Raw genomic sequence first — 24,384 nt, forward strand, 5'->3', positions numbered from 1 at the left:
AACAGATGTTTTTTTCAGTGATACAAGTTAGGGCTCGGAAAACCACATGGGTTTGGTATGGTAATTATTAGACAGCGCGCCAATGCGTGCCAGCTCATCGATATTCCATACATATTCTGAATTGAAACGTGGCCTGAAGCGTTGAGCAGCGAGCCCGCCGTTTGTTGTTGAGAATGTTGAAGGGAAGGTGAAGGTTTTGTACACCGACTCCCCGGTTTGAGGATCTTTATCTGCTATGTAATGGTAGCGGCGCAGGTCGCACCAGGTTTCCACAAAACCCCAGCCCCACAGCGCAATGTACTTCTGCAACATAATATCCGTGAGGGTCAAGGTGGCTTCTGTCGTTTTTATGGCGCCTGAAGCATCCATATAGTAGTTGATCTCTGCATCGGTGATCTTTGTTGTATTGTATAGCACTACATTCTGCAGCGGATAAACGTCTCGGTTGATGGCGCGCATGTGACCACGAACGGCATTGCGGTATGCTTCCAGGGCAGTTGTTTTATCGCCCTTCTTCATGGCAGCTTCTGCTTTGATGAACTGGATCTCGGCATAGGTCATTACCGGATGTACCACTTTATCCTTAAACAGGTATTTGCCCACGTTGGTAGTAAATGCACCTGAACTTGGGTTGCCATAAGTGCTGTCGCCCCAGAGGCTGGCTACGCGGCGGCGTGCGGCAGCTCCGGTGGTATTGCCCGAGTTGGGATCGCCACTGCCGGGGTTCACCCCTCGGTACCCGCCATTGCCATTGGTCGTGTCGGCAGAGGCGCTGAGCATGTGACGGAGGCGCGGGTCACGGGAGGCAGCCAGGCTATTGCCGATGAAGGTAGTACCATCGAGCAGGCGAACGATGAAGTTGCTCTGCCGCAAGGGGTGGGCTACACTCGATACTGTTTCGGTCATATTGTTGCGATAGGTACCGAAAAAGTTGGCATCATCATTCTTGGAAGCTGAAAACGGGATCAGCAGATCATCTGTGCCGGCAGGATCAGACAGGGAGTTATTGCACCAATAGATAACGGAATCGGCATTATAAGTGCTTTTATTGCTCTGGTGGTTCCAATTGCGGGCCAGGATGCCGTAAGCGAATTTTTTCCATTTTACTACGTCGCCGTTATATGAAAAATCGCCTCTTGACAAGGGAGCTTTACCTGTTGACTCGAGGGTTCGGCCGAGGTAATCGATGGCCTTGCGGCAAATGGAATCCACGCCTTTATAAACGGTGTCCTGACTGGTGTATTTATAAAATACCTTGTCATCCTGGAAAAGGTTGTAAAAGCCGATATCACCATGGTAGTCGGTAGTCATCTGGAACATCATGGCCTGTAGAGCGAGGCCGGCACCGGCTACATCCCAACGTTTATCCTTTTCACTTTCTTCGATGATGTATACAAGGTTTTTGCCCAATCCATAGTAGCATTGACGCCAGATATCGCCGGCCGCATCTGAGCCGGAAGCATAACCATGAAGATCCCAGGCATTGTTGTTGGCGTTGTTGCCGGTGAGCCAGTTCTGGATATAACGGGCCAGGTAACGGGCGTCGTATTGTGTACCCCTGGGGATACCTGCCAGCTGCGTGGGGAATACACTCGTGGGGTCTGGATGCTGGGGGGTATCCTCGTCGGTGTTGATATCCAGGTATTTCTTACAACCAATGGACGACGCCAGGGTTGCAAGGAGTATAGCGCATAAGAATTTCTTTTTCATAACGTCACTTAGTTTAAATGGTTAGAGTTGGAAGCGAACACCAAAATTGAATCTGCGTGGATTGGAAAGCGCTCCGTAGTCGATACCTGCTCCACCGAAACCGCGGCTGGTTGCATTAAGACTGTTCACGTTGGGGTCGGCCCCGGTGTAGTTGGTGATCATAAACAGGTCTTGAGCAGATGCCGTAATGGCCAGGGACTTGAAGACGCGCATCCTTTTCAGCAATGCATCGGGGAGGCGGTAGGAGAGCGTGATGTCGCGCATTCTCAGCCAGTTTACTTCTTCAATGAAATCTGCTTCCGAAGTGGAGGCATTGTAGTAGCCCTGTGTGTAGTAGGGAATTACCGCAATGCTGTTGGGTGTAGGCTTGTCGCTGTTTTCCAGACCGTCTTTCAGTATACCCTTAATAACGCGGGGCTGCTCACGGTCGAGGGTTCTTGTACTCAAACCATTTGTATAGAGATACATTTCGTTGGCGTTGAATACATCGCCGCCTTTACGAATGTCGATATTGAAGTTGAGGTTGAAACCTTTGTATGAGAAATTGTTGATGATACCGAGTTTGAAGTCGGGCTGCCTGTTGGCAATGTTCTCGAAGGTGTTCTGGTTGATGGGATAGCCGGTAGCCGGATCGATCAGCAGGTCGCCATTGGAATTTTTTTGGAAGGTATAACCTGCCAGGTTTCCGGTGAAGGCACCCTTGAAAGCCTGTGAGCGTACGTTGCCAAAGAGCCAGGTATCGGAATCGTAATAGAAGGGAAGGTCCTTAGGCATATCGAGGATCTCACCTACGTTGCGGTCGAAGTTGAGGGTAACATCCCAGTTGAAATTCTTCGTTTGAATGGGAGTGCCGGTCAATTGAATTTCCAAACCGCGGTTTTCTACCAGGCCACCGTTGATGAACTTCAGCACATAGCCAGTGAGGTAGCTACTGCGGGCAGATAGGATCTGATCGCTACTTCTAAGGGTATAGTAGGTAAAATCGATACCCAGGCGATTTTTCAGAAACTTCATTTCGAGTCCCATATCCTGCTGACGGGTTTGTTCGGGGCGAAGGTTCTGGTTGCCGCCGGTTACACCTAGTGCATAACCGCCGCCGGTGGTGATCTGCGATACAAACGCGAAATCGATGGCGTAGGGCATAAACACGCTTTTGCCGGAAGTGGCGCGGTTGTAACGCAGTTTCGCAAAGCTAAGCCATGGTAGTGCTTCGGATACTGCGGGGATATCTGTGGGCACAATGTTGGCGCCTATGGAAGCATAGTCGAACCAGGGCGATTTGCCTGGGTAGAACTTAGAGGTAAGTTTGGAGTCGCCTTCCGTGGTATAGCTTAACGAAAGGTTGAGGTATTTATAGTTCAACACGTAGTTGCTGTACAAACGCACATTGCGTGAACGGAAAAGACCGGTACGGGCGTCCCTGGATTCTGGTTTGGTGTTGTTGATATTGAGGAAGTCGGCTTCGAAGAACTGCTCGCCTTTGAAGGCATCGATCTTCGTTCTGTAGTCATCGATATTAGCACCGGCTACCAACGTATTGTTGAAATCGCCCCATTTCTTACGGGCGGTGATGCGGCCCTGGTAGTTGAGGTTGGTGGTGATCTGATCGTACAGTGATACGAAACCATTGGTGAAGGAACCGTATTGCGATTGGGGATGGGAAGCAAAGATCCCCTCGGTGCTATAGCCATCGTAGCCGGCGATACCATTGATGGTAAGCCATTTTACGGGTTCATAGGTGAGGTTTACGCTACCCTGCAACCTGTTCACCTTGTCTTCTCCATTGTTCTTGTTTACATCCCAGAATGGGTTGTCGGCCTCGCTGCCGTAAGCCACGTTGCGCAATGTTTTACGAGAGCCATTAGGCAACAGGTAATTAGAAACATCGTTGTCGCTGGGCCAGTACATCAAGGAGATGAAATAGCTGCCGGCGCCTTTGGATACTTTGTCGGTGACAGAGTTGGTATATGTACCGGAAGCCTGCACAGTCAGTTTGTTGGAAATCTTGGTGCTGCTGGTGAGGCGAACCGTGGAACGCTTGAAAGCGGAAGAAGGTACAACTCCATTGTTGTCGAGGAAACTGCCTGAGAGGCGGTAAGTAGTACCCTGTGTGCCGCCTTCGAAGCTGAGTGAGTGTTGCTGCTGGAAGCCGGTGCGGAAGAATGCGTCGAAATTGTCGTAAAACTGGGTGCCTTCGGGGTATTTTTCTCCGAAGTAGGTGCCCACGTTGTTGTCTTTTACGCCGTTGGTTCCGCGGCCATATACTTTTTGTACTTCGGGGAAGCGGTAGAGTTTTGCAAAACCGAAGTTGTTATCGTAGGTGATGGTTCCTTTGCCTGCCTTACCTCTTTTGGTGGTAATCAATACCACGCCTGCTGCACCTTGCGAACCATAGAGGGCGGTTGCTTCGGGGCCTTTCAGGATCGTTACCGTTTCAATGTCTTCGGGGTTGATATCCATGGCGCGGTTTCCGTAATCGCCGTTGCGGTTGGCAAAACCAATACCGCTGGGGTTGGAGGCGCCTACCAGGTTTTCCTGGTTGAGCGTTTGGTTATCATAAGGAACACCGTCTACCACGAACAGGGGCTGATTGTTACCACCGATAGAGGTAGCGCCCCTGAGTACGATGGTTGAGGACGCGCCGGGCAATCCTGAAGTAGAAGTGATGGTGGCGCCAGGAACTCGGCCTGCGAGGGCGTTAAGAAAGTTATCGCGGCGAGTTTGCGCGATCTCCTCTCCTTTTACTTCCGCTACGGAATAGGGAAGCTCTTTGCGGCCCCGTTTCTGGCCATAGGCCGTTACTACTACATCCTGCATGGTGCCTTTGGCGGCCACCAGTTTGACCGGGTAGGTGGCATCATCTCCAACTGTAACCTGGATCTTGTTGTACCCTACGTACGTGAATGCAATGACATCGCCTTTTTGTGCCAGGATAATGTAGGTGCCGTTGGCTCCTGTAGTAATTTGTTTTTTGGTGCGCTGGTTTGTGATGGTTACGCCTTCCAGGGGTGATTCATCGTCATCTGCGAGGACGGTTCCCGAAATGTTTTTCTCCTGTGCAAAGAGCCAGGTGCTGCATAGCAGCAACAGGCCTGCCAGGAGCAGCCGAAGGGTCTTTCTCATAAGCCGAGTTTTTTGTGCTTTTAGTTATAAACAGTCGATGATTGTGCCGTTTTCAATAGGGATAAGGTCCGTTGAATAGTGGTACGGATATTCGTTGGGTAAGGTTTTGGTTATTGCAGTCTATTGGTGGTTCGGAGGAAACTCAAAGTACTTCTATGCCGGCATCACGGTAAGGCTTCAGCATCGGATCATCGGGCGGCAGTTCAGTGATCAGTGTATGGATTTTATTCACTTCACAGATATGGATGGGCTGAAGAGAATTGATCTTTTCAGCAATGGAAAGGCAAACAACTTTGCGGGAGGATTCGATCATGGCTTTTTTCAGGTGCACTACATCCCAGTCGCTATCGGTAATGCCGTCTTTGATGCTGATGGCGTTGACACCGAGGAAACAGACATCGGCGCGGATCCTTTTGATCTGGGCGATGGCTTCGCTGCCTACCGTGATCTTCGAGTTCTTGGACACTTTATCGCCGATCAGGATCACTTCGATGGTGGGGTGATGCATGTATTCCAAAACGGCAGGGATACTGCCAGAAATAAAGGTCGCCCGGAGCTGGGGTGGGAGGGCCCTGGCCAGCTCGATAATGGTAGTGCCTCCGGTGGTCAGTACGAACATGCCGTCACTGACGAGGGATGCAGCTTTTTGCGCGATTATCTTCTTATGATCGTGAGAATAAACGTTGTTGGAGGGATAGTAAACCTGGTTGAAGGAATGGGATAAAGCGCCGCCATGGACCTTGATAATTTTGCCTTCGTCGGCCAGCTCCTGCAGGTCACGACGAATGGTATCTTCTGATACGCTGATCTCATGGCTGAGGCTGGAGGACAACACCTTGTTGTGGAGGTTGACCTGGTGCAGTATATATGCCTGGCGTTCCTTCTTAAGCATCGGTTAGTTGGGTTACACGCACAAATTAGGTAAAATGCCGCATAAAGGTGCAGAACTGTTAAATTTTTTGCAGAATTGTGGGTAAGTTGAATGAACCGGGGCGTTAATATGCGGGATTTTTGTGATGAGTTGAGGCAATAGCGTGATTTGTTCGGGATTTGGCCCGGGTTTGAGGAAGTTTGTGGGTGACTCCTGTTGTTGTGGGTGAGTAGACAGGGCCAGGTCCTTGTTCCTGCTTCAGTCGTACCTCATTCGCCCCTTGTTTTGGGCCACGCCGAGGATAACCCAATGAATATCATAAGCAAATGAAAAGAAGGGCAAAGGGAAGGGGGAGCGTTGAGGAGCCGTTACAGAGCCAACATGCGCGGTAACTCCGGATGAGGTACGAACAAGTACCGAACAAGGTATATCGCTGGGGCGATTGAAAAAAGTTGCTGTCAACAACCAGGAGAGGCAAAGGGCTTCTAGCCGATCAAAGCAGGCAGTAAATGTTAAAATGCCACGGAAAGTCACTAAATGCCACGGATCGCCACGGAATGCCACGGCTTAAGTGTCGGCCTGTTCTGCAATTGAGGGCACCAAAGTAACTTTAAGTAAAATTCATCATATGGCACGGCTTATCTCCATTCCTCCGTTTACCGGTACTGTGGGTCCGGTAACAGTGTACAAAATGTATGACCAGTTTTATTTGCGCTCACGCAGTTCGATTACCGGGAAAAGAATTAAGAAAGATCCAGCGTTCCAAAAGTTCAGGCAGTCGTCTGCCCTGATGGCCCTGGCATCGCCGATAGGCGCTGCTGTGTATGCGCTGATACCGAAGTTCCGAAGGAAGTTGAAACTCTATCGAAAGCTCGTAGGGGAGGCCAGGATCTGGTTAAAATATGGCTGGAAGCGGGATGATATTATTGAATACCTCGGTAAACAATATGCTGGCCGTTCCGGAATGATTAAGGAATATCCCTGCACCAGGCTTCGTGTTAGTTATCGGGTGCAGTGTGAGTCCCTGCGAGAAGTAGTGCCTGGACTTAGAAAGACAGTTCCGGTTGAATTGCCTCCTGTTGAGTTGCGCCTTTGGCAAAAGAGGGATAGGGAATTTCGGCGACAGGAAAGGGAAGCAACTATCAGGTTTTGATGATGCGCTGCATTTGAAATTGAGTTGTTCAAATCATGACTCCTCTGCTTTAGTATTGTTTCTAGGGACAAAACATATCAGGCTTGCAAGGATAAAACTTATTATGTAAATGATATGAAGGCTGATCGCAAAAGGATCAGCTTTTGGGGAGGCAATATCTTTAAACAATTCAATGGTGAAAATTTTCTTTGTCTCATAATAAGGCAAGCAGTTCATGACCATAACGCAAAGTATAAAGTAGCAAAGCAATCGAACCTTTACCGGAATGTTAATTTCCCTTGTCAGTGTACCAAAGAAGGCAAAGGCCGCTAAACCTATTATTGCATTGATACTGTAAAGTCCAATCGTATAGGCGAGTATTTCAACATCATTCGTTTTAAATAGAAAATAAGTGAACACCGCTAAGGGTATTGAGATGCCTGAAAGGAGGAGGCTAAAAATTGCGGGAGACTTCATTTTTTTATTTTTATACAGATGGAGTTTCACGCCTCCGGCTTACCGCCAAACCCAATACATCGTTCCGTATAAGATCAGGATCAAGCTATTACTGGCAATAATAGGCAGCTTCTCCCGCACTTTGAATAGATAGAGTGTTAAAACATTTATAGCTAATTGAATGCCCATGAAACCGGCCAGCAAGATGGATGCTTCGTTTTCATGCCCCGCACTTGTGGCATAGCCCAGGCCATAGGCAGTGAGGTAATAAATTATTATTAGCAATGGAAAGCATAGGAGGTTACCGCATAATAAAAGAGACGTTTTCATGGGCTTATTTTTATTAAGTAGGGGCCACTCCAGAAGCGGGTATCATTCATATTGTATTTATGCAAACTATCCCGTTTATCAGCGAGTTCTGTAAAGAAGTATTCTCTGATATCATGGGACAACTCCTGCTGGTCTTCGGCCTTTGTAAAGGATGGCCCCATCCAGGTTAACAGGATAGAATTATTCTTTCGAATCCCGATATACGATGTGCCTTCGTAGTACCACAGAGCACTTGGTTTTATGGAAAGTCTGCTGGTAGGGTTTTGTGTAATGAGGAGGATCCCCATCTTGGTAAATTCGTTATTGTAAACAATGGTGTCAATAGTGATTTGGGTTGAATCCGATGAATACTTATTGTCAAAGAAGAATTCCTTTTGCTCTTTCAAGTGATGACGGAAATAGTTTATTACATAGATGCTGTCTTTGGCATAATCTGCTTTATTTATGACTGCGATGTTTAGATACTCCTTCGGTGTAAACTCTTTGACCCTTGCTCTTGGCAAGAGCAGGATAAGATGGAAAGAGTAATCATAAATCGAAATTTGTTGGAGAATATCTTCATATTATTTTCTTCAATTTGCTCCAACCAGGATGGTGGACCAGACTGCTTGGAGGTAATATCTTCTTAAAAATGGATACAAAAGACTACCGTTGCCGGTAGTAGGTATAGCCGTAGGTAACAGTAGATTCCAGTTTGTTGTTTATGAAATTCGTTTCTTTGACCAATAACCCTTTCTTGTCATATTCAAGAATTAGTCGACCTTCACTTTCATATCCATCAAAATATCTTATGGCGCTGATAAGTTTTCCTTTCCTGTTGTAAGTCCAAATGCGCTTTGGACGACCGGACGTGGGATTGGAATCGTGATATTCAATTCTTTCACCTGTTTTGTCGTTATATTCTGTCTTTTCGCTAATAAATTGTTTGAGCGGTGGCCCGCCGAACTCGCTATGTGATATCAGTCTTTTCTTGTTATCGTATTCATTGATGTACAAATCGTAGTAAATTAGTGAGTCTCCGCGATAGGTAAATGATTCGACTTTTACTGGTTCTTTAATGCTTGAAATTTGCCACTTTTTTATTAAATTACTCAGGTTGTTTACTACACCTACTGTTTTTAACAGCAAAGTATCACCGAGGTAGGTTGAGTCGTATTTTGTCGTGTCGGGCTTTTGATTTTTTATTTCGGCTTCAAGTTTAATGAGTTGCGGAATTTCGATACTGTCAACAACTTTGCCATTGATCATGGTAGTGATCTTGAAATTAGAATCTGGCGTATTTGAATAGATCTTCTTTATTTCCACAGCCTCACTTTCAAGATGCTCAATATCATCAATGAAAGCATGAAGTGAGTTTCCTTCGATTGTCTTCGCTATGGTCGCTCTAAACGTATTGGCCGTCATGACAGCCTCATTGGCTTTGCTTCGATGAAATGAGTATACAATACTGTCTGTTGAAGGGTAATTATAATATTCAGTAAATTTTGATAAATACCCTCCGGGTGAATAGGTTAATCGGGATAAGACTCTTGTCCCAACAGAATCAGAAATGGTTTTCGTGACAGTTCTTATTTTATTTATCCTTTCTTCGGGATTGGGGCTAATAACACTCATTTTCTCCCCTATTTCAGAGAAACCTACAAAGTCCTGTCCATTGGCGAAGAATTGAGTTAGTAACAGTAGTATCACGACTAATGGCCGCTTTGGTTTGATCATTGAGAAATGGGCGAATGTCATAGATTATTTTAATGGATAATGTCAGGCTCAGGTTACCCTCATTGAATGTTACCCTCCGGCCCAAGATAGGAAAGCGGGATAGGAATGTCAATACCAGTACAGCTATTATGTGCTCAAAGACATATAATATTGGGTTAAAATGGTTTCAGGTTTCCGAATAGGTATAAACGAACAAAGGATGCCGGCTGGCATCCTTTGTCATCATGAATCCTTTTGGTATCAGGTATGGTTAGTCCCAACCTGGGTTTTGTTTCAATTCTATGCCTCTGTCCTTGTACAGTTTGATCTGATCCAATGGCAGCGGACTTAAATATACTTTGTCGCTTACAAATGGTCTTTCCAGTTCGGCTTTGGAAGAAGGTACCAGGTAGCCTTCTGCAGCACCACCTTCGATGGTTACGCTGAGGGTACCTGCATAATCAGACTTTTTAACCCATGCACCACGGTTAATGGTTACATTGGTTTTCGTGTCCGTATAAGCCAGTTTCTTCCATCTTCTCAGGTCGTTGTTCCGGAAACCTTCCATAGCGAGCTCAACCCTTCTTTCGCGGCGGATCTCCCAGATCATAGCCGGTACCAGGGGATCTCTGTTTGGGTCGTCATAAGCTACACCAGCAACAGCAGGCAATCCACCCTGTACTTCCAGGTTGGGTATATTGATGCCGGTACGTTTACGCAGCTTGTTGATCGACTTGTCCAGGTCGGCTTGGGTAAGGGTGCCCAGCTCGGCGCAAGCTTCTGCATAGTTCATCAATACTTCTCCAAATCGGATGATCGGCGCATCTGTTGTATTGGTATTGGAGTTGCCATCAGCGGCGTCTTTAATGTCATCGTTGAAGAACTTCAACGTTGAATAACCCGATGTAGAATAGTTGCTGGCGATACCATTCAGGCGCAATGCAGGAACGATGGTTGCATTCAGGCGTGGATCGCGATCTGCCATTACATTGGCAATTGTTTTGTCGCCTTTGTAGAGCGGAGAAACAGCGATTGGTAAGCCATCTTTTGCCAGGTAAGTTTCTACCAGGTTTCTCGAGGCTCCTGTTTGCGCTTCTTTGTTCACATAGCTATGCAAGCTATGCGTGAGTAGGTTGGTACCTGCTTCGTATCTCCGGTACATGATCATTTCATTGTTCGTAGAAAGATCGAGGGAGTTGAACAGCTTTCTGTAATCGGCGCCCAATGTGTATGTGTACTTTGTCATCACTTCATTGGCAGCCCATTTGGCTGCTTCCAGGTATTCGTTGGCCTTGGTCGTATTACCCTTTTGGTATTTCTGCCAGGTGCCTTCGAAGAGGAATACGCGCGACATGAATGCCAGTACAACGGCCTTGTTCACGATCAAGCCTTTAGGGCCAGTGGCTCCATCGGCATCACGAACATTCTCCGCAGCGTATTTGAAATCGAGCAATACACTGTCCATGACCAGTTCACGGGGATCTCTTTGTTTGTACAACGCAACTGTATCATTCTCACTAGTGATCACCGATCCGTACCAGGGATAGTCTCCAAAGGTTCTCACCTTGCTGCTGTATTCCAGGGCGCGGAAGAAACGACCGATGCCTACCCAGTTCTTAACAGCTTCTTCAGCCATGGGTACGCCCTTTACACGCTCAATGAAGAGATTGGCTTTGCGGATATTGGTAAATGACCACCCGCCGCCTGTTGAGGGTACGGTCTTCGTGAATGGTGTTGGTGTAGTGGGGGCGAAATCATCGTTCAATGATTCTCCTGAAAAATAACCTCCCCAGGAGAGGTCGAAGCCAGATGCATACCCGGTGAAATAGGTTGGGTAAAAGCCCCAGGTAAAGGTTCTGACGTTGCTTTCGCTGGTCCAGTATGTCTGGTCGGTCAATTGATCCAACGGCAGCTTGGTAAGGAAATCATCCGTTTTCGTGCAGCTTACAGCCATCAACGCCGGAGTTATATACAATAATATCTTTTTCATACAATCTTTTTTGATGTTTTATAAGGTAACCTGCAATCCGAAAGCGATGGTTTTGCGGTATGGATATACACGTCCAAAACCTGCCCTGTCATTGTCCAATTGAGTTTGGCTGAAATCGATCTCCGGATCGATGGGCATGTTGCCGAGCTTGTCGAACGTGATCAGGTTTTCGCCGCTAAAGTAGATGCGAGCCCTTTGTACACCGGCTTTCTTAACGATGGCTGTAGGTAATGTGTATCCAACACTGATATTCTTGATCCTCGTATAGGCCATGTTCAGCAAATACCTGGTTTGGGGCTGGAAGTTCCACCTGTCGATAGTAGCTCCGTACTCAACCGCACGGGGGTAGAATGCATTCTTGTCAGCTTCGCTTTTCCAATAGTCGGATTGGTGTGCAAACCAAACTTCTGCTGATCTGAAACCGGGGAACACGATGGGGCCACTTGCCCACAGGTCGCGCTTGGCTACACCCTGTACATAAATGCCCAGGTCGAATCCTTTGTAGTCTGCATCGATCCTGAAACCATATTGGTAGCGGGGAGTAGAGTTACCAATGATCCTTTTGTCGCCGGGGTTATCAACGGTGTTGGTACCCTGGAAGATCTCACCGTCGCCGTTAAGATCCTTGTATTTTACGTCGCCGGGACCATATACAAATGATCCGCTTTCGAGCTTTTTCTGTGAAGGGATGCCTGGCTTAGTGGTTCCCACACTTACAAAATCATCAGCTGTAAAGAGACGATCTGTTTCATAACCCCAGATTTCTCCGAGTGTCATGCCCTCATAATAAGTGGTATTGATACCAGCAATGGGGCCGGGCAATGATTTGGTTACGTTGGCGAACTTCGTGATCTTTTCTACCGCGTCGGACAATGTACCGGTAACCGTGAAATGTAGGCCGTTGTGGAAGGTATGGTTGTAATCGATCGACAGTTCCCAGCCAGTACCTTGCAATTCTCCAAAGTTGCGTACAGGCGATCCTGTACCAAATGAAGATGGCAGTGTGATACCAGAAGTGATCATATCGAGCGTGTTACGGCGGAACCAATCGAAACTAACACCCAGCCTGTTGTTGATGAAACGCGCATCCAATCCGAAATCGAGGGTGTTAATGGTTTCCCAGGTGAGGTTGGGTGAGGTAGCGCCTGGCGTACTCATGGTAACAGTGTTGCCACTGGGGAGGATCCAACCAGAGTTGGAAGAACTCATCAGCGAAAGGAAGCGGTAGTTACCCACCACCTGGTTACCGATTGAACCATAAGAAGCCCTTACCTTCAGGAAGCTGAGCACGTCGCGGCTCCAGTTCATGTAATCTTCTTCTGTGAGTACATAACCTGCAGATACGGAGGGGAAGAAGCCCCAGAGTTCACTGGGCGGGAACTTGGAAGAACCATCATAGCGACCGTTCAATTCAAGCAGCAGTTTGTTCCTGAATGCATAGTTGACACGGCCAAAGAAACCAAGTGTTGACCAATGCCCATTGCTGTTGTCGGTAGTCATGGCACCGGTAGCCAGTGAAGGCTCGCCATAGGCAGGATCGATCAACAAAGCACGCTCGGATGACTGATCGGTTGCTTTATAGATCTCGACATCACCACCTGCGATGAATTTGAACACGTGATCCTTATTGAAAGTCTTATTGTAAGTAGCGAATACCTTTCCGGTATTGATCTCATTCCAATAAGAATAGTAGCGGGCCTTATTGTAGCTGATGGGCTGATAAGCTGAATAGTTCAAGCCTACTGTCGTGCTGTAATCCCAGAAGTTATAGGCCTGTGTATTACCACCCACCTGCTTGAGGTGCTGGTTGATGTTGGTGTAGGTATAGTCGGCATCAACCGTAAAACCTTTAAATGGCTTAATGGTTGTACCCACTGAAATACGCGACATGGAACGTTTGTTGTTGTCCATATTCGCCTGTTGTACTTCAGTTACTGCACTACGGAATGGCTTGCCATCCACAGTACCGTAAGGATAGTTGGCTGGCCATCTGTAGAGGTAATACAGTGGGCCGTATTGTGTGCCGCTGAAGATGAAAGGTGTTTCGGTCAGCGTATTCGAGTATAAAACCTTGCCGCGTACATCGAGCCAATCCTTTACAGCAGTATTGATGCCGAGTGTAAGGTTGTAGCGTTGGAACTTATCAGGATTTGTTTTCAGCATACCTGCCTGGTCCATGTAGCCAAGGCCCAGGTTGTAGGTGGTTTTTTCGCTGCCACCAGATACGCCGATGTCGTGTCGCTGCTGAAGCGTCCACATATCCATGTATTTTTTCTCAGGATCCCAGGAACGGTAGAAGTATAACTTGCCGCCAATGGTATCCCAGTCGCGTCCACGTTGCATTTCATCACCGAGGTCCTGGCCACCATATTTAGTTTGCCATTCCCGGGCCTTTACTACGGCAAATGAATCTACAGTAGATCCGAGTAATTTATAAGAATTCGCGCTGCTGGTCCGTGTAAAAGCCCTTAAACCAGCTTCCAGGTTGTCTGCAGCATTCATCAGCTTCGGGGTAGTCGTTGGCGAGTTCCACGCGAAGTTGTTGGAGTAAGTAACCCTTGTAGGAGCACCCTTTTTGCCAGATTTGGTCGTGATGAGCACCACACCGAAAGCTCCACGTGTACCATAAATAGAAGCAGAAGCAGCATCTTTCAATACTGAAATGCTTTCAATATCGTCGGGGTTGATCAGGTTGAGGCTGGGAATCTCTACGTTGTCGACCAGGATCAATGGCTTGGCGCCACCGGCGCCGGTGTTCAACGAACCCTGCAGACCGCGCAACCTGATCTTCGGATCGGTACCGAGGTCACCGGTAGCTGTAGTGATGGTCAAGCCCGCTACAGCACCCTGTAAACCTCTTGCTACGTCCGTTACGGGGCGTGATCCAAATGTTTTGTTTACGTCAACAGTAGCTACGGCGCCAGTAAGGTTGGCCTTCTTCTGTGTACCGTAACCTACCACTACCACCTGTTGCAAGGAGGCATCGGTAACTTCCAACTCTACCTTGTAGTCGGCAGCTGTCGTTACATTAATCGTCTGTGCGGTGAACCCAACCATCGATATGCTGATGGTCTTCGCACCCTTTACATCAATCGTGAATTTTCCTTCGGCATTTGTCTGGACAGATTGCGGACCTTTTCCGGCTGTCACCGTCGCTGCCTGGATCGGTGACTGGGTAGTCTTGTCTACTACCGAACCGGTAATCGTCTGCCCATACGCAAAGCCCGTCAGGCAAAGCAATAGAAGCAGGAATAGTGGTTTGGAACTTCTCATAAATTGTTATTTAAGTGTATGGAGCCTCATTGATATTAGGGGCGGATAAGGGAAGGATAAAAATGAAATAAGGGTACGGCTATGGTTGACTGCTATGAATGACGATTGATCAGATAACCTCGATGCCGGCGTTGGCATAGGCTTGCAAACGGGGATCGTCGGGCGGTAATTCGGTGATCAGCGTGTGAATGCTGCTGGCCGGACAAACATGCACCGGCTTTACCGAATTGGTCTTTTCCGCGATACTGAGGCAAACCACGCGCTGCGACGATTCGATCATGGCCTTCTTCAACTGCACCACATCCCAGTCGCTGTCGGATACCCCATGTTGTATCGATATGGCATCCACGCCAAGGATGCACAGGTCCGCCCGTATATGCCCGATCTTGGAAATCGCTTCTCCGCCTACGGTAATGCGGCTGTTCTTGGATATCTTATCGCCGATGACGATCACGTCGATGTTGGGGTGGTGGAGGTATTCCACAATGGCCGGCAGGCTGCCGGAAACAAAGGTGGCCCGGAGGTCGGGCGGCAATACACGCGCCATTTCCAGGATCGTGGTACCGCCACTGGTCAGCACATACATACCATCCTCAATAAGCGATGCCGCTTTCTCAGCGATGATCCGCTTGCTGTCCTGGAGGTAGATATTGCCGGAGGGGTTATACAGATCGTGAAAAGAGTGGGAGAGCGCACCGCCATGTACCTTGATGATCCTGCCATCTTCTGCCAATTCGTGCAGGTCTCTGCGTATCGTATCTTCCGATACATTGATCTCGGTGCTCAGGGTGGAAGACAATACTTTATTATGCAGGTTTACCTGCCGGAGTATGTAAGCTTGTCGTTCTTTTTTAAGCATATTAGCCTGGTTGACGACTCCAAAGTAAGGAGATTGTCGCATAAAATGGCAAAAAGTTGATAAAAAAGATATTAATGGCTCCTTAATCCTGCATAAATTGACATATAACGGCAAAGTCAATCGATTGCGTGGGTGGTTTTAGTGCATAAAAAAAGACGGCCGTCCCGTATTTGCAGGCATTGCTGCAGGGTGGCCGTCGACATAAATGAGGTGGATATGGGTCTTGATGTCCCGAATATGCCTTCCAATGGCGAAGGAGGCACCTGTTTGGAGGTGCCTATCGTCTCGGGGCCCTTACTCAATTCGGGTGAATGTGGGCGGGTGATGCCCGTTTACGAGGCTGTTTCGGTGAAAATGTCAGCAGGAACGGGAGCGCCTCTACTTCAACGTAAACCGCACTGTCAAGGCAAAGGCGTCGGGTACAAAGTTGATCTCGGGGATGATGTCGAGTTCGGGCTTCCAATCGAGCGAGAGGTTCACCGGCGCATTGGGAAATTTATAATCCAATCCCAATACGCCCATCGGGCCGAGGAAGGTTTCACTATCCTGCCAGCCTACATAAGGTCCCACGCCATAAAACCAGCGAAGGCCTTGTGCACCGGCAAAACTTTGGTGCAGTTCAAGCAGCGCTCCCACGCCAAAGCGGCTGCCCCAGGATACCAATCCTTCTACAGCACTTCGCTCGTGTATGAAATATTTTGCACTGAATGAACTGTTGATCGTAGGCGTCGAATTGCTGAGCCTCACGCCAAGGCCAAGCCTATAGTCTTGTGCAGCGGACTGCTTGGAAAGAAATGTGCCGCAGCATAACAGGGCAATGATAAAAGTGTAACGATTCCTGGTTGTTGTAAAGAGCAGTGAAGTGCTTTTCATATTCCGTCCGGTTTGACCTTTATGAACGAAAAATGATGCCATGGTATTAATGCACCCCTGTTAAAGTTGCGTGAAGAGTGGACGGGTTGCGGCTTTTGCAGTTGGGTAGGGGAGTGCTTTAACGTTGAGTTAAGCGCGCGCAGGCCGACTAATTCCCAAACAACTCAAACTTGGTCTTGGGTCTTCTCGACTCCAGCCAGCGGAAATTGCGCAGCACCTTATCCTGTTCGGTAGCCTGCTTAGCCGGGAACATCGTGGCCTTGGGTTCGCTGATCACCACCACCTTATTCAGTTCCTTATTGGCAAACCGCAGATCAATGATATCGCCTTCGGCTTTGTTGATGCCCACCAGTGCGCTGTCCTTATCCATCACATAGAAAACGCTCTGTGCATTGCCTTTCGAGCGCATGTAATCGATATTGCCATCCAAAAAGTATCCGTTCATCCGGTTACCGCGTAGCTGGTTGTACATGTCCTTACCTACCTTATTCACCGCAAAGCCGTTCTCGAATACATAGAGTCTTTCAGGCTTCTTGTTTTTGGTGTAGAGGTACATGGTATCTCCGGTGATCTGGCTGTTATTGGCCCAGGCCACCGGATCGGTGAAGAGCTTAAACACAGAGTCGGCGCCGCTGTAGAACATACTATCGGACACGGCTTGCAGGGAGTCGGAAAATATACGTACATGGTGATAGCCCATGATATACCGGTCTGCACTATCGCTTTTGGCCTTTTCTTTGGTATCGAGCGTAACGGTGCCTTTGAGGGTATCGACCTTACCTGCCTCTTTAACTTTCGCGTTGGTGGCAATACCTTTTGGGGTGGGCTTGGCTTTGCCGCTGTCTTTCGTTTTCTTGTTGACGACAGGGGGCTTAGCTGCCACAACGATCCTGGCGGCAGCACTATCATTTGCAGTGATGGCGACTTTGCGCAACAGGCTGTCGGCCTTAACAGTGGCTGTATCAACGTTGACAGCCACGTTTTCTTTGAGGCTGTCGTTCCTGAGGGCTGCCGAATCCACTTTCATGGCCACGTTACCCCGGAGGCTGTCGATCTTTACGGCTGCCGAATCCCTATTCAAAGCTACTATGCCTGCACCGGAACTGTCGGGCGGGTGGGCATTGATGGCCATGATTGCTTTCGCACTATCGGTATGTTGTGCAGCCGAATCCAATTTGGCTGCCTGCTTCAGTTTACTGAGGCGGCCCGAGAACAACGAATCGGCAGTGATGTAAATAGAGTCTTTGTCCTGCTTGATGATCATCAGCGGGCTCTGCGTAGCAAAAAAACTTTCTTCTTTCTTGTTCACCTGCATGTAATTGGCGAGCACCGAAACACCCTGGGCACTGTCAATGTGCACGGCACGGCCAATGAGGGTGGTGATGCCGGTCGAATCATCAGTATCTATGATGTCGGCAATGGTCTTGGTCCTTGCCTTGATGTCTTCGATGATGGGCCGCTTGCCGAAACTGGCTTTCTTATTCTTCAGGTCGTAATATCCTTCTTTGGTCGTGATCCTGCGCTTAGCACTGTCTTCAATATTGGTCTTCGTGATGAACGTGGCTACTTCCGTACCGCTATTGTACAACAACGAGTCCGATTTGAGGGTATATGCCGGATCTACCAGTACTACGTCCTTTTTGAAGTAAATGTCCTTCAGTTCTCCATAGTAGGTTGCCTCCTTACTGGTGAGCACCGATTTATTGTTGATTAGTTTGCCGCCATTGAAATACTCGCCGATCTTTTGGTTGGCGTCGTAATGCAACTCATCGGTGAGCAGGGTAGACTTGCCATCGGTGAGTTTGGCGTTCTTGGTGAGGATGGCCTGCTTGGTATCCACATGATACAGCAGGTAGTCGCTGTAGGTATGGATGCTGTCGGCATCATTGATGTGGATATGCCCAAAGGCTTCCACGATCTTCGTAAACTTATTGTAGATGGCGCTATCGCAGTAGAATTGTGTTTTTTCCTGTTTGAGGTGCACTTTGCCCGCCAGGATCTGTACTTCGGTTACAGAATCCCTTTGTTCTATCCGAACACGGTCGGCATAGATCAGCTGCACTCTTTTCATGGTGTCGGCGCCTGGCTGTGGGGTAGTAATTACCTGGGCAGATGCACCAGCGCTTGCCATTAGCAGTAATACTATCAGGCTGAATAACCTTCGCATCTTAATCTTCTCAGGGTTTCTGCGTAGAAGTGGAATCATAAATCGGTGTCATCAGCGGACCTTTCTTATCCTTCTTTCCAAAAACTGATATGTTGACGTAACGTTTTGGATGCATCCGCAGATCGTCGAGCAAGGTAGTCAAACTGCGATTGGTTTGTAATAACTGGTCGTACAATTTGCGATCATTTAACAGCGCTCCGAGTGAGCTTTGGTTGCCATTGATCTTATCAACCGTGGCTTCCAGTTTCTTCATGGTGCTTTGCAATGAATTGACTGCCTGATCGAAATTGGCATTGGCGAGTTTGCCGGTTGCTTTTTCGAGATTGGAGACTGTAGCGTTGATCTTATCATTGTTCTCCGCCAGGTTGCCGGTTATCTTCTCCGTATTGCTAAGCGTTTTGGCCAGCATCCCTGTTTGGGCATCCAGCAACCTTTCCAGCGATTTGGAAGAAGTGGTGAGGTTGGCTACAATGCTTTGCAGGTTGTTCTTGGTGCGTGGATCGAGTACGCTGTTGAGGTTCAGCAGTACGGTATCGAGCGAGCTCAATGTTTTATTGACGCTGGCGAGGGTGGGGTCGAGGCTGCTTTGCAGTTTGTCGGCCAGTCCCAGTGTTTTTGCCGTCAACAGGGTGTCACCATCCTGCACAAACTCGGCGCTATTGCCCAGGGCAATCTTTACCGATGTTGTGCCCAGCAACTCGCTGCTGATGGTGGCCACTGAATTTTTAGCGATGTTAACGTCTTTATTGAGGCTGATGGTGACGATGACGCCACTGAGGTTCTTATCCTTTTCCTTCATGGCGTAGATCTTGCCCACCTGCAATCCTTTGATAAAAACCGGATTGGAAACCTGCAATCCTTCCACACTGGGAAATTCAGCATAGATCTTGTCGCTCCGGTCGCTGAGGTTCCTTCCTTTCAGAAAATTAAAGCCCAAAATCAATATTACGATAGCTATAGCAGTGAGAGATCCAACCTTGGTTTCGTTCGAAATTTTCATTTACCGGCTATTTTGTGTACAATAGTACTTAGTCAGCAGGCAAATTACGGGCCCGCTAAAAAAAGCATATTATCAACAAAAATAGGGAATTACAGCTTCGGGATTCCAGTTTTCAGCATTTAAAAGCCCTGCTTCGGCTCAGGATTGCCTTCAGTGGCGCTTTTATAGCGCTTAATCGCTGCCAGTACATTATTGGCCACTTCTTCCTGGCCTTTGCTGCTGTTGAGGTAATCTTCCTCGGGGCGGTGAGAGATAAAGCCTGTTTCTACCAATATGCTGGGCATGGCCGTTGCCTGCAGCACCCAGATACCTTTTTCATTACGTTGTTTTACACCCCGGCTGGCCCTGCCGCCGTTGATAAACTCTTCTTCGACCATCGTGGCCAGCATGAGGCTGCGATCGAAATAACGTTTGGTCCACAACAGTGATTTGGCCTTGAACTCCGGGTCATTGATATCGGGAGCATATTCCGTAGAGTCGTTCACCTCTTCCGTCATGCGCTCGGAAACAAACTCTCCTTTGGCATCGGCGCGGTCGGCTGCCCAGATATAGGTTTCTGTGCCATTGGAGGGATTGTCGGTAAAATAATAGGTGTATTTGGGTACTTTCCGGGTGTGTTTCTTCCGCTTTTTTCCTTTGCCGGTATAATAGACCTCGGTTTTGTAGCCGGAAAATTTGGAGTGCCTGATCTTAGCACCGGCATTCACGTGGATGGACACGAAGAGATCACCCTTATTGGCATTGGCGAAATCGGCCCTCGCCTTGATAGACGGGTACTCGTCGCGTGTGCGGGTATATAAGATCTTTACGTCGGGAAATTCCTGTTCCAGTTTCTTGCCCAGTTTGAGGGCTACGCCGAGGCAGATGTCTTTTTCGAAAGAGTAATCGCCACGGGCGCCATTATCAGATCCGCCATGGCCTGCATCGACAATGATTGTCCTGATCACCGGTTTCTGCTTTTCTGCACCAGGGTTGGTATAGAAGGATGTCAGTAGCGCGAAGGCTGTGGCAATCAGCAGGAAATAAGTGGTCTTTTTAATCATATTATTATCCGTATCGATGTTGGCGCAAAGGCCGAATTTAACGAAAGATGCAAAAATAACGGATGAAGATGCTTATTAATACGTTAATATTCTGCCAAGGGGTTTCCCGGCAGTATTAAGTTTTCTATTTGCCGTTCTCGATGGCCGATTTGTATTTTTTGAGTGCTGAAACGATGGCGCTGACAACGCCCTGTTGCCCTTTTTCACTATTGAGGTATTTTTCCTCTTCCGTATTCGACAGGAAACCGGTCTCTACAAGTATGCTCGGCATGCCGGTAGCCTGCAGCACCCAGATGCCTTCCTGATTACGTTGTTTTACGCCGAAGCTGTTGCGGCCTCCTTTTTCGAAAGCCTCCTCTACGAAATTGCCCAGCAACAGGCTTTTGGCGAAATACTTCTTCTCATACAACTGCGCACGGATGCGGGCTTCGGGCGAACTCATGTCGAACGACAGGGCGCTATCGGCCTTTTCACCGCTTTCTTCCTGCCGTTGGTTGATGGCGTCGCCTTTCAGCTGGCCCCGGTCGGCCGCCCAGATATAGGTTTCGGTACCTTTATGGGTATTTTTTACGTAATAGGATTTGTAGACGGGTACCTGTTTGGTCTTCTTTTTTTTGCCCTTGCCGGTAGTGACTTTCTTGTAGGAAACGATCTTTTTCTCGTACCAACCGCCCGGTTTCTTGCCTATCGAGTTGCAATGTATGCTGATGAAGAGGTCGCCGTTGGCGGAGTTGGCAAAATCGGACCGGTAATAATAAGATTCTTTCAACGTTTTATTGCCCGGCAATATATCGGTAGTGCGGGTATACAACACCTTGGTATCGGGAAACGCGGCTTTGATGGCTTTGCCGAGCTTGAGTGAGATGGCCAGTGATACGCGCGACTCTCTCGAGATCTGCCCAATGGTACCGGGATCTCTCCCTCCATGGCCGGGATCGATGATGATGGTGCCCAGCGGGGATCGCTGCTTAGGTGGTACAGGACTTTTAGCAGTAAAGGCGATCAGCATGAACATTCCGAAAGCAATACCTATAACGCCTGTAATCCTTTTCAACATATTTTGTTATGATTTTTTGGGCCTTCCAATCTTCACATAATCTTAATGCATTAATAACTATTTTTGCCCACCACTGCATATGATTAACGGACGCAAAAATAGCCTAAAACAACCAGGGTTGCCTATAATACTCGTCGCATTGTTCTTAGTAACGATGAATGTGCTGGGTAATTATTCGTCCCCTACGCGTTTTGACAATACATTAACGCCTTACCTGGACACGATCCCCAAAGTCGATACCATTCCGCGCACCCGTGATTCTGCTACTATAAAAGCAGGTGACTCTTCCCGTATCAAATCAGATACCTTCAATGTGAAGATGTCGAAAGACTCGATCGATGCCCCGATTCAATATTCCGCTGCCGACTCGATGGTGATGGATGTACCCAATAAACGCATCATTCTATATAGTAAGGGCAATGTGAAGTACAAGGATATGGACCTCACGGCCGACAGTATTGAAATGGATCAATCCAAGAATGAGGTGATCGCTACTTCCCGTAAAGACTCGGCGGGCAACCTCAGAGGCCGCCCCAAAATGGTGCAGGGCGATCAGAAAATGGATGCCGACTACATGCGGTTCAATACGAAGACCCAGAAGGGGCTTACCCAATCGACCATCACCGCACAGGGAGAAATGATCGTGCACGGCGGTACCATTAAGAAGATTTCACCGACAGAATATTTCGCTTCCCGGGGTATCATCACCACCTGTAATCTCGATACACCGCACTTTAATTTCCGTACGCCGCGGATGAAGATGGTGAGCCAGAAACTGGCAGTGACGGGGCCTATTCACCCGGAATTTGAGGGGGTACCCGTTCCCATTTACCTGCCCTGGGGATATTTCCCCTTGTCGCAGGGCAGGCACTCAGGCTTGCTGCCGCCGCAGTTCACGGCCAGCGATCAGTTTGGCCTGGGGCTCGAAGGATTGGGCTACTATAAGGTGCTCAATGACTATTTTGATGTAACGCTGCGAACCAATATTTACTCCTATGGTGGCTGGGCTGCATTCCTGACGCCTACTTACCGCGTGCGGTACCGCTACAATGGGGGGTTGAACCTGGCTTATCAAAGCACCCGTATCCTGAGCGAGGATGCCAAGCAGGAGTTCACCACGGCACAGACGTTCAATATATCCTGGAACCACACCGTGGATAGCCGCGCCCGGCCAGGACAAACCTTTTCGGCCAACGTGAATGCCGGTTCTTCGAAGTTCAACCAGTACGTGACCAATAACCCCTTGCGGAACTACCAGAACAACCTCAGTTCTTCGATCACCTATTCAAAGACCTGGGGTAGTATGTTCAACCTTACGGCGAGCGCCAACCACAACCAGAACAATAACGAACCGGCACTCATCAATATGAACCTGCCCAACGTGGCATTTACGGTGAACACCTTTTATCCGTTTGCCAAAAAGGAAATGGTGGGTGAGTCGAAATGGTACGAGAAACTGGGTCTTGGTTTGAACACCAACGTGGCCAACCAGATCAGTATTTACGAGAAGGATTTCAGCCTTACCAATATCCTCGATACCATGCAATGGGGCGCGCAGCACAATATTCCCATACAGCTTTCGCTGCCATCATTGGGGCCGCTGCAGATCTCGCCTGGTGTAAGTTATTCCGAGAAATGGTATTCCCGGAAATTCAAACGTACCTGGAATCCGACGACCAAACTGATGGATACATCCATCAACAAAGGATTCTACACTGCGCGCGATATCTCCTTCAGTTTGGGTATGAGTACCGCACTCTTTGGAAAGTATGAAAAGTTTGGGCCGAATAGCCCGATCACGGCGATCCGCCACGTGATCCGCCCAACGTTCTCGATCAGCTATAAGCCCGATATGTCGAAGGGGTCTTATTATACCGAGCAGGTAGATACCGCGGGAAACAAGTACCGCTTTTCTTATTATGACGGAACCATCTTTGGCCCCTATGGCGAAGGACAGTTTGGCGGTATCAGCTTTGGAATTGATAATAACCTGGAAGCGAAAGTGCGTTCCAAGAAAGATACCAGCGAAGGCGGCATCAAGAAAGTACGCCTCATCGATGGTTTTGGTTTCAACGGTGGATATAACTTCCTGGCCGATTCATTCAAGTTATCGAATATCAGCCTGTACCTGAGGAGTACGCTGTTTGAGAAGATCAATATCACAGCGGGCGCCAACCTGGATCCTTATAAGGTAAATGCGGCGGGATATCGTATCGATGAATATGCCTGGAAGGGCGGCAGTTTTTCACCGGGCCGCATCACGAGTGGTAATATAGCTGTTTCTACCTCCTTCCAAAGTAAACCGAAGGACGAAAAAAAGGCGAAAGAAAATGAGGATCAGTTCAAGAACCCTAATCTGCCACCCATGACACCCGAAGAGATGCAGGAGCAACTGCAGTTTGCACGCCAGAACCCCGCAGAGTTTGCCGACTTCAATATTCCCTGGTCTTTGAATATTTCTTATTCATTTAGTTTTACCCGCAACTTCAAATCCAACTATTCGGGTTGGGAAACGCAAACGAATTCGAACATCAGCCTGAACGGCGACTTCAACCTTACCCCCAAGTGGAAGATGGGCGCCAATACGTATTATGATTTCCGTACCTCATCGATCCAGATGCTGACCATGTTCATTTCGCGCGAAATGCACTGCTGGCAGTTGTCGATCAACGTAACGCCGGTGGGTACGTACCGCACTTTCAACATTACCATCAATCCGAAATCGGGCATCCTGCGCGATCTGAAGATCAATAGAACGAGATACTTCTATTAATGAAATAAGGAGTTTGAAAAACTTACCCAAAG

The 24,384-nt window shown here is 48.2% G+C and carries 17 protein-coding genes; 2 read left to right on the forward strand and 15 right to left on the reverse strand.

Features of this window, described 5'->3' with window-relative positions; translation table 11 throughout:
• Positions 1-27: 27 nt before the first annotated feature.
• The 3 genes from P2H89_RS30420 to P2H89_RS30430 all read right to left on the reverse strand — a co-directional run bounded on the left by P2H89_RS30420 (position 28) and on the right by P2H89_RS30430 (position 5,725).
• Positions 28-1,710, reverse strand: coding sequence for a SusD/RagB family nutrient-binding outer membrane lipoprotein (locus P2H89_RS30420; protein WP_275834334.1), 1,683 nt, complete (start codon positions 1,708-1,710; stop codon positions 28-30).
• Between the two features lie 21 nt (positions 1,711-1,731).
• Entirely contained in the window at positions 1,732-4,833 is a 3,102-nt protein-coding gene (locus P2H89_RS30425) for a SusC/RagA family TonB-linked outer membrane protein (protein WP_275834336.1), read from the reverse strand.
• 142 nt (positions 4,834-4,975) lie between these two features.
• Complete coding sequence (locus P2H89_RS30430) at positions 4,976-5,725, reverse strand: DeoR/GlpR family DNA-binding transcription regulator (protein WP_275834338.1); 750 nt, start codon at positions 5,723-5,725, stop codon at positions 4,976-4,978.
• A gap of 607 nt (positions 5,726-6,332) precedes the next feature.
• Between P2H89_RS30430 and P2H89_RS30435 the strand changes: the two genes are divergently transcribed.
• Complete coding sequence (locus P2H89_RS30435; RefSeq protein WP_275834340.1) at positions 6,333-6,857, forward strand: hypothetical protein; 525 nt, start codon at positions 6,333-6,335, stop codon at positions 6,855-6,857.
• 33 nt (positions 6,858-6,890) lie between these two features.
• On the opposite strand, the gene P2H89_RS30440 is transcribed toward P2H89_RS30435, so the two are convergent.
• The 12 genes from P2H89_RS30440 to P2H89_RS30495 all read right to left on the reverse strand — a co-directional run bounded on the left by P2H89_RS30440 (position 6,891) and on the right by P2H89_RS30495 (position 21,579).
• On the reverse strand, positions 6,891-7,313 hold the full coding sequence (locus tag P2H89_RS30440; protein WP_275834342.1) for a hypothetical protein: 423 nt from the start codon (positions 7,311-7,313) through the stop codon (positions 6,891-6,893).
• Between the two features lie 39 nt (positions 7,314-7,352).
• The gene (locus P2H89_RS30445; RefSeq protein WP_275834344.1) at positions 7,353-7,622 is read right to left on the reverse strand and encodes a hypothetical protein; all 270 of its coding nucleotides are present in this window, start codon (positions 7,620-7,622) and stop codon (positions 7,353-7,355) included.
• Positions 7,619-8,125 carry a hypothetical protein gene (locus P2H89_RS30450; protein WP_275834346.1) on the reverse strand — a complete coding sequence of 169 codons (507 nt, stop codon included), beginning with the start codon at positions 8,123-8,125 and terminating at the stop codon, positions 7,619-7,621. Before P2H89_RS30450 ends, P2H89_RS30445 begins: the two co-directional genes overlap by 4 nt.
• A gap of 142 nt (positions 8,126-8,267) precedes the next feature.
• Entirely contained in the window at positions 8,268-9,359 is a 1,092-nt protein-coding gene (locus P2H89_RS30455; RefSeq protein WP_275834348.1) for a hypothetical protein, read from the reverse strand.
• A 229-nt stretch (positions 9,360-9,588) separates the two neighbouring features.
• Positions 9,589-11,307 carry a RagB/SusD family nutrient uptake outer membrane protein gene (locus P2H89_RS30460; protein WP_275834350.1) on the reverse strand — a complete coding sequence of 573 codons (1,719 nt, stop codon included), beginning with the start codon at positions 11,305-11,307 and terminating at the stop codon, positions 9,589-9,591.
• A gap of 18 nt (positions 11,308-11,325) precedes the next feature.
• Entirely contained in the window at positions 11,326-14,580 is a 3,255-nt protein-coding gene (locus P2H89_RS30465) for a TonB-dependent receptor (protein WP_275834352.1), read from the reverse strand.
• Between the two features lie 109 nt (positions 14,581-14,689).
• Complete coding sequence (locus P2H89_RS30470) at positions 14,690-15,481, reverse strand: DeoR/GlpR family DNA-binding transcription regulator (RefSeq protein WP_275834354.1); 792 nt, start codon at positions 15,479-15,481, stop codon at positions 14,690-14,692.
• 336 nt (positions 15,482-15,817) lie between these two features.
• The gene (locus tag P2H89_RS30475; RefSeq protein ID WP_275834356.1) at positions 15,818-16,312 is read right to left on the reverse strand and encodes a hypothetical protein; all 495 of its coding nucleotides are present in this window, start codon (positions 16,310-16,312) and stop codon (positions 15,818-15,820) included.
• Positions 16,313-16,460: 148 nt separating this feature from the next.
• A complete protein-coding gene (locus tag P2H89_RS30480) occupies positions 16,461-18,479 on the reverse strand; it encodes an OstA-like protein (protein WP_275834358.1) in 2,019 nt (672 codons plus the stop codon).
• Between the two features lie 10 nt (positions 18,480-18,489).
• A complete protein-coding gene (locus P2H89_RS30485; RefSeq protein WP_275834360.1) occupies positions 18,490-19,479 on the reverse strand; it encodes an MlaD family protein in 990 nt (329 codons plus the stop codon).
• Between the two features lie 119 nt (positions 19,480-19,598).
• The gene (locus tag P2H89_RS30490) at positions 19,599-20,522 is read right to left on the reverse strand and encodes an N-acetylmuramoyl-L-alanine amidase (RefSeq protein WP_275834362.1); all 924 of its coding nucleotides are present in this window, start codon (positions 20,520-20,522) and stop codon (positions 19,599-19,601) included.
• Positions 20,523-20,646: 124 nt separating this feature from the next.
• Positions 20,647-21,579, reverse strand: coding sequence for an N-acetylmuramoyl-L-alanine amidase (locus P2H89_RS30495; protein WP_275834364.1), 933 nt, complete (start codon positions 21,577-21,579; stop codon positions 20,647-20,649).
• Positions 21,580-21,697: 118 nt separating this feature from the next.
• On the opposite strand from P2H89_RS30495, the gene P2H89_RS30500 reads away from it, so the two are divergent.
• A complete protein-coding gene (locus tag P2H89_RS30500) occupies positions 21,698-24,352 on the forward strand; it encodes a putative LPS assembly protein LptD (protein WP_275834366.1) in 2,655 nt (884 codons plus the stop codon).
• Positions 24,353-24,384 lie beyond the last annotated feature (32 nt).

The organism is Paraflavitalea sp. CAU 1676, from assembly GCF_029223285.1.
GTDB lineage: Bacteria > Bacteroidota > Bacteroidia > Chitinophagales > Chitinophagaceae > Paraflavitalea.

Excerpts from the sequence above, each read along its gene's own strand:
- P2H89_RS30475 (WP_275834356.1), bottom strand. The coding sequence starts at position 16,312 with ATGAAAAGCACTTCACTGCTCTTTACAACAACCAGGAATCGTTACACT.
- P2H89_RS30460 (WP_275834350.1), bottom strand. The coding sequence starts at position 11,307 with ATGAAAAAGATATTATTGTATATAACTCCGGCGTTGATGGCTGTAAGC.
- P2H89_RS30425 (WP_275834336.1), bottom strand. The coding sequence starts at position 4,833 with ATGAGAAAGACCCTTCGGCTGCTCCTGGCAGGCCTGTTGCTGCTATGC.
- P2H89_RS30440 (WP_275834342.1), bottom strand. The coding sequence starts at position 7,313 with ATGAAGTCTCCCGCAATTTTTAGCCTCCTCCTTTCAGGCATCTCAATA.
- P2H89_RS30435 (WP_275834340.1), top strand. The coding sequence starts at position 6,333 with ATGGCACGGCTTATCTCCATTCCTCCGTTTACCGGTACTGTGGGTCCG.
- P2H89_RS30465 (WP_275834352.1), bottom strand. The coding sequence starts at position 14,580 with ATGAGAAGTTCCAAACCACTATTCCTGCTTCTATTGCTTTGCCTGACG.
- P2H89_RS30470 (WP_275834354.1), bottom strand. The coding sequence starts at position 15,481 with ATGCGACAATCTCCTTACTTTGGAGTCGTCAACCAGGCTAATATGCTT.
- P2H89_RS30485 (WP_275834360.1), bottom strand. The coding sequence starts at position 19,479 with ATGAAAATTTCGAACGAAACCAAGGTTGGATCTCTCACTGCTATAGCT.
- P2H89_RS30445 (WP_275834344.1), bottom strand. The coding sequence starts at position 7,622 with ATGAAAACGTCTCTTTTATTATGCGGTAACCTCCTATGCTTTCCATTG.
- P2H89_RS30420 (WP_275834334.1), bottom strand. The coding sequence starts at position 1,710 with ATGAAAAAGAAATTCTTATGCGCTATACTCCTTGCAACCCTGGCGTCG.
- P2H89_RS30480 (WP_275834358.1), bottom strand. The coding sequence starts at position 18,479 with ATGCGAAGGTTATTCAGCCTGATAGTATTACTGCTAATGGCAAGCGCT.
- P2H89_RS30495 (WP_275834364.1), bottom strand. The coding sequence starts at position 21,579 with ATGTTGAAAAGGATTACAGGCGTTATAGGTATTGCTTTCGGAATGTTC.
- P2H89_RS30490 (WP_275834362.1), bottom strand. The coding sequence starts at position 20,522 with ATGATTAAAAAGACCACTTATTTCCTGCTGATTGCCACAGCCTTCGCG.
- P2H89_RS30430 (WP_275834338.1), bottom strand. The coding sequence starts at position 5,725 with ATGCTTAAGAAGGAACGCCAGGCATATATACTGCACCAGGTCAACCTC.
- P2H89_RS30455 (WP_275834348.1), bottom strand. The coding sequence starts at position 9,359 with ATGACATTCGCCCATTTCTCAATGATCAAACCAAAGCGGCCATTAGTC.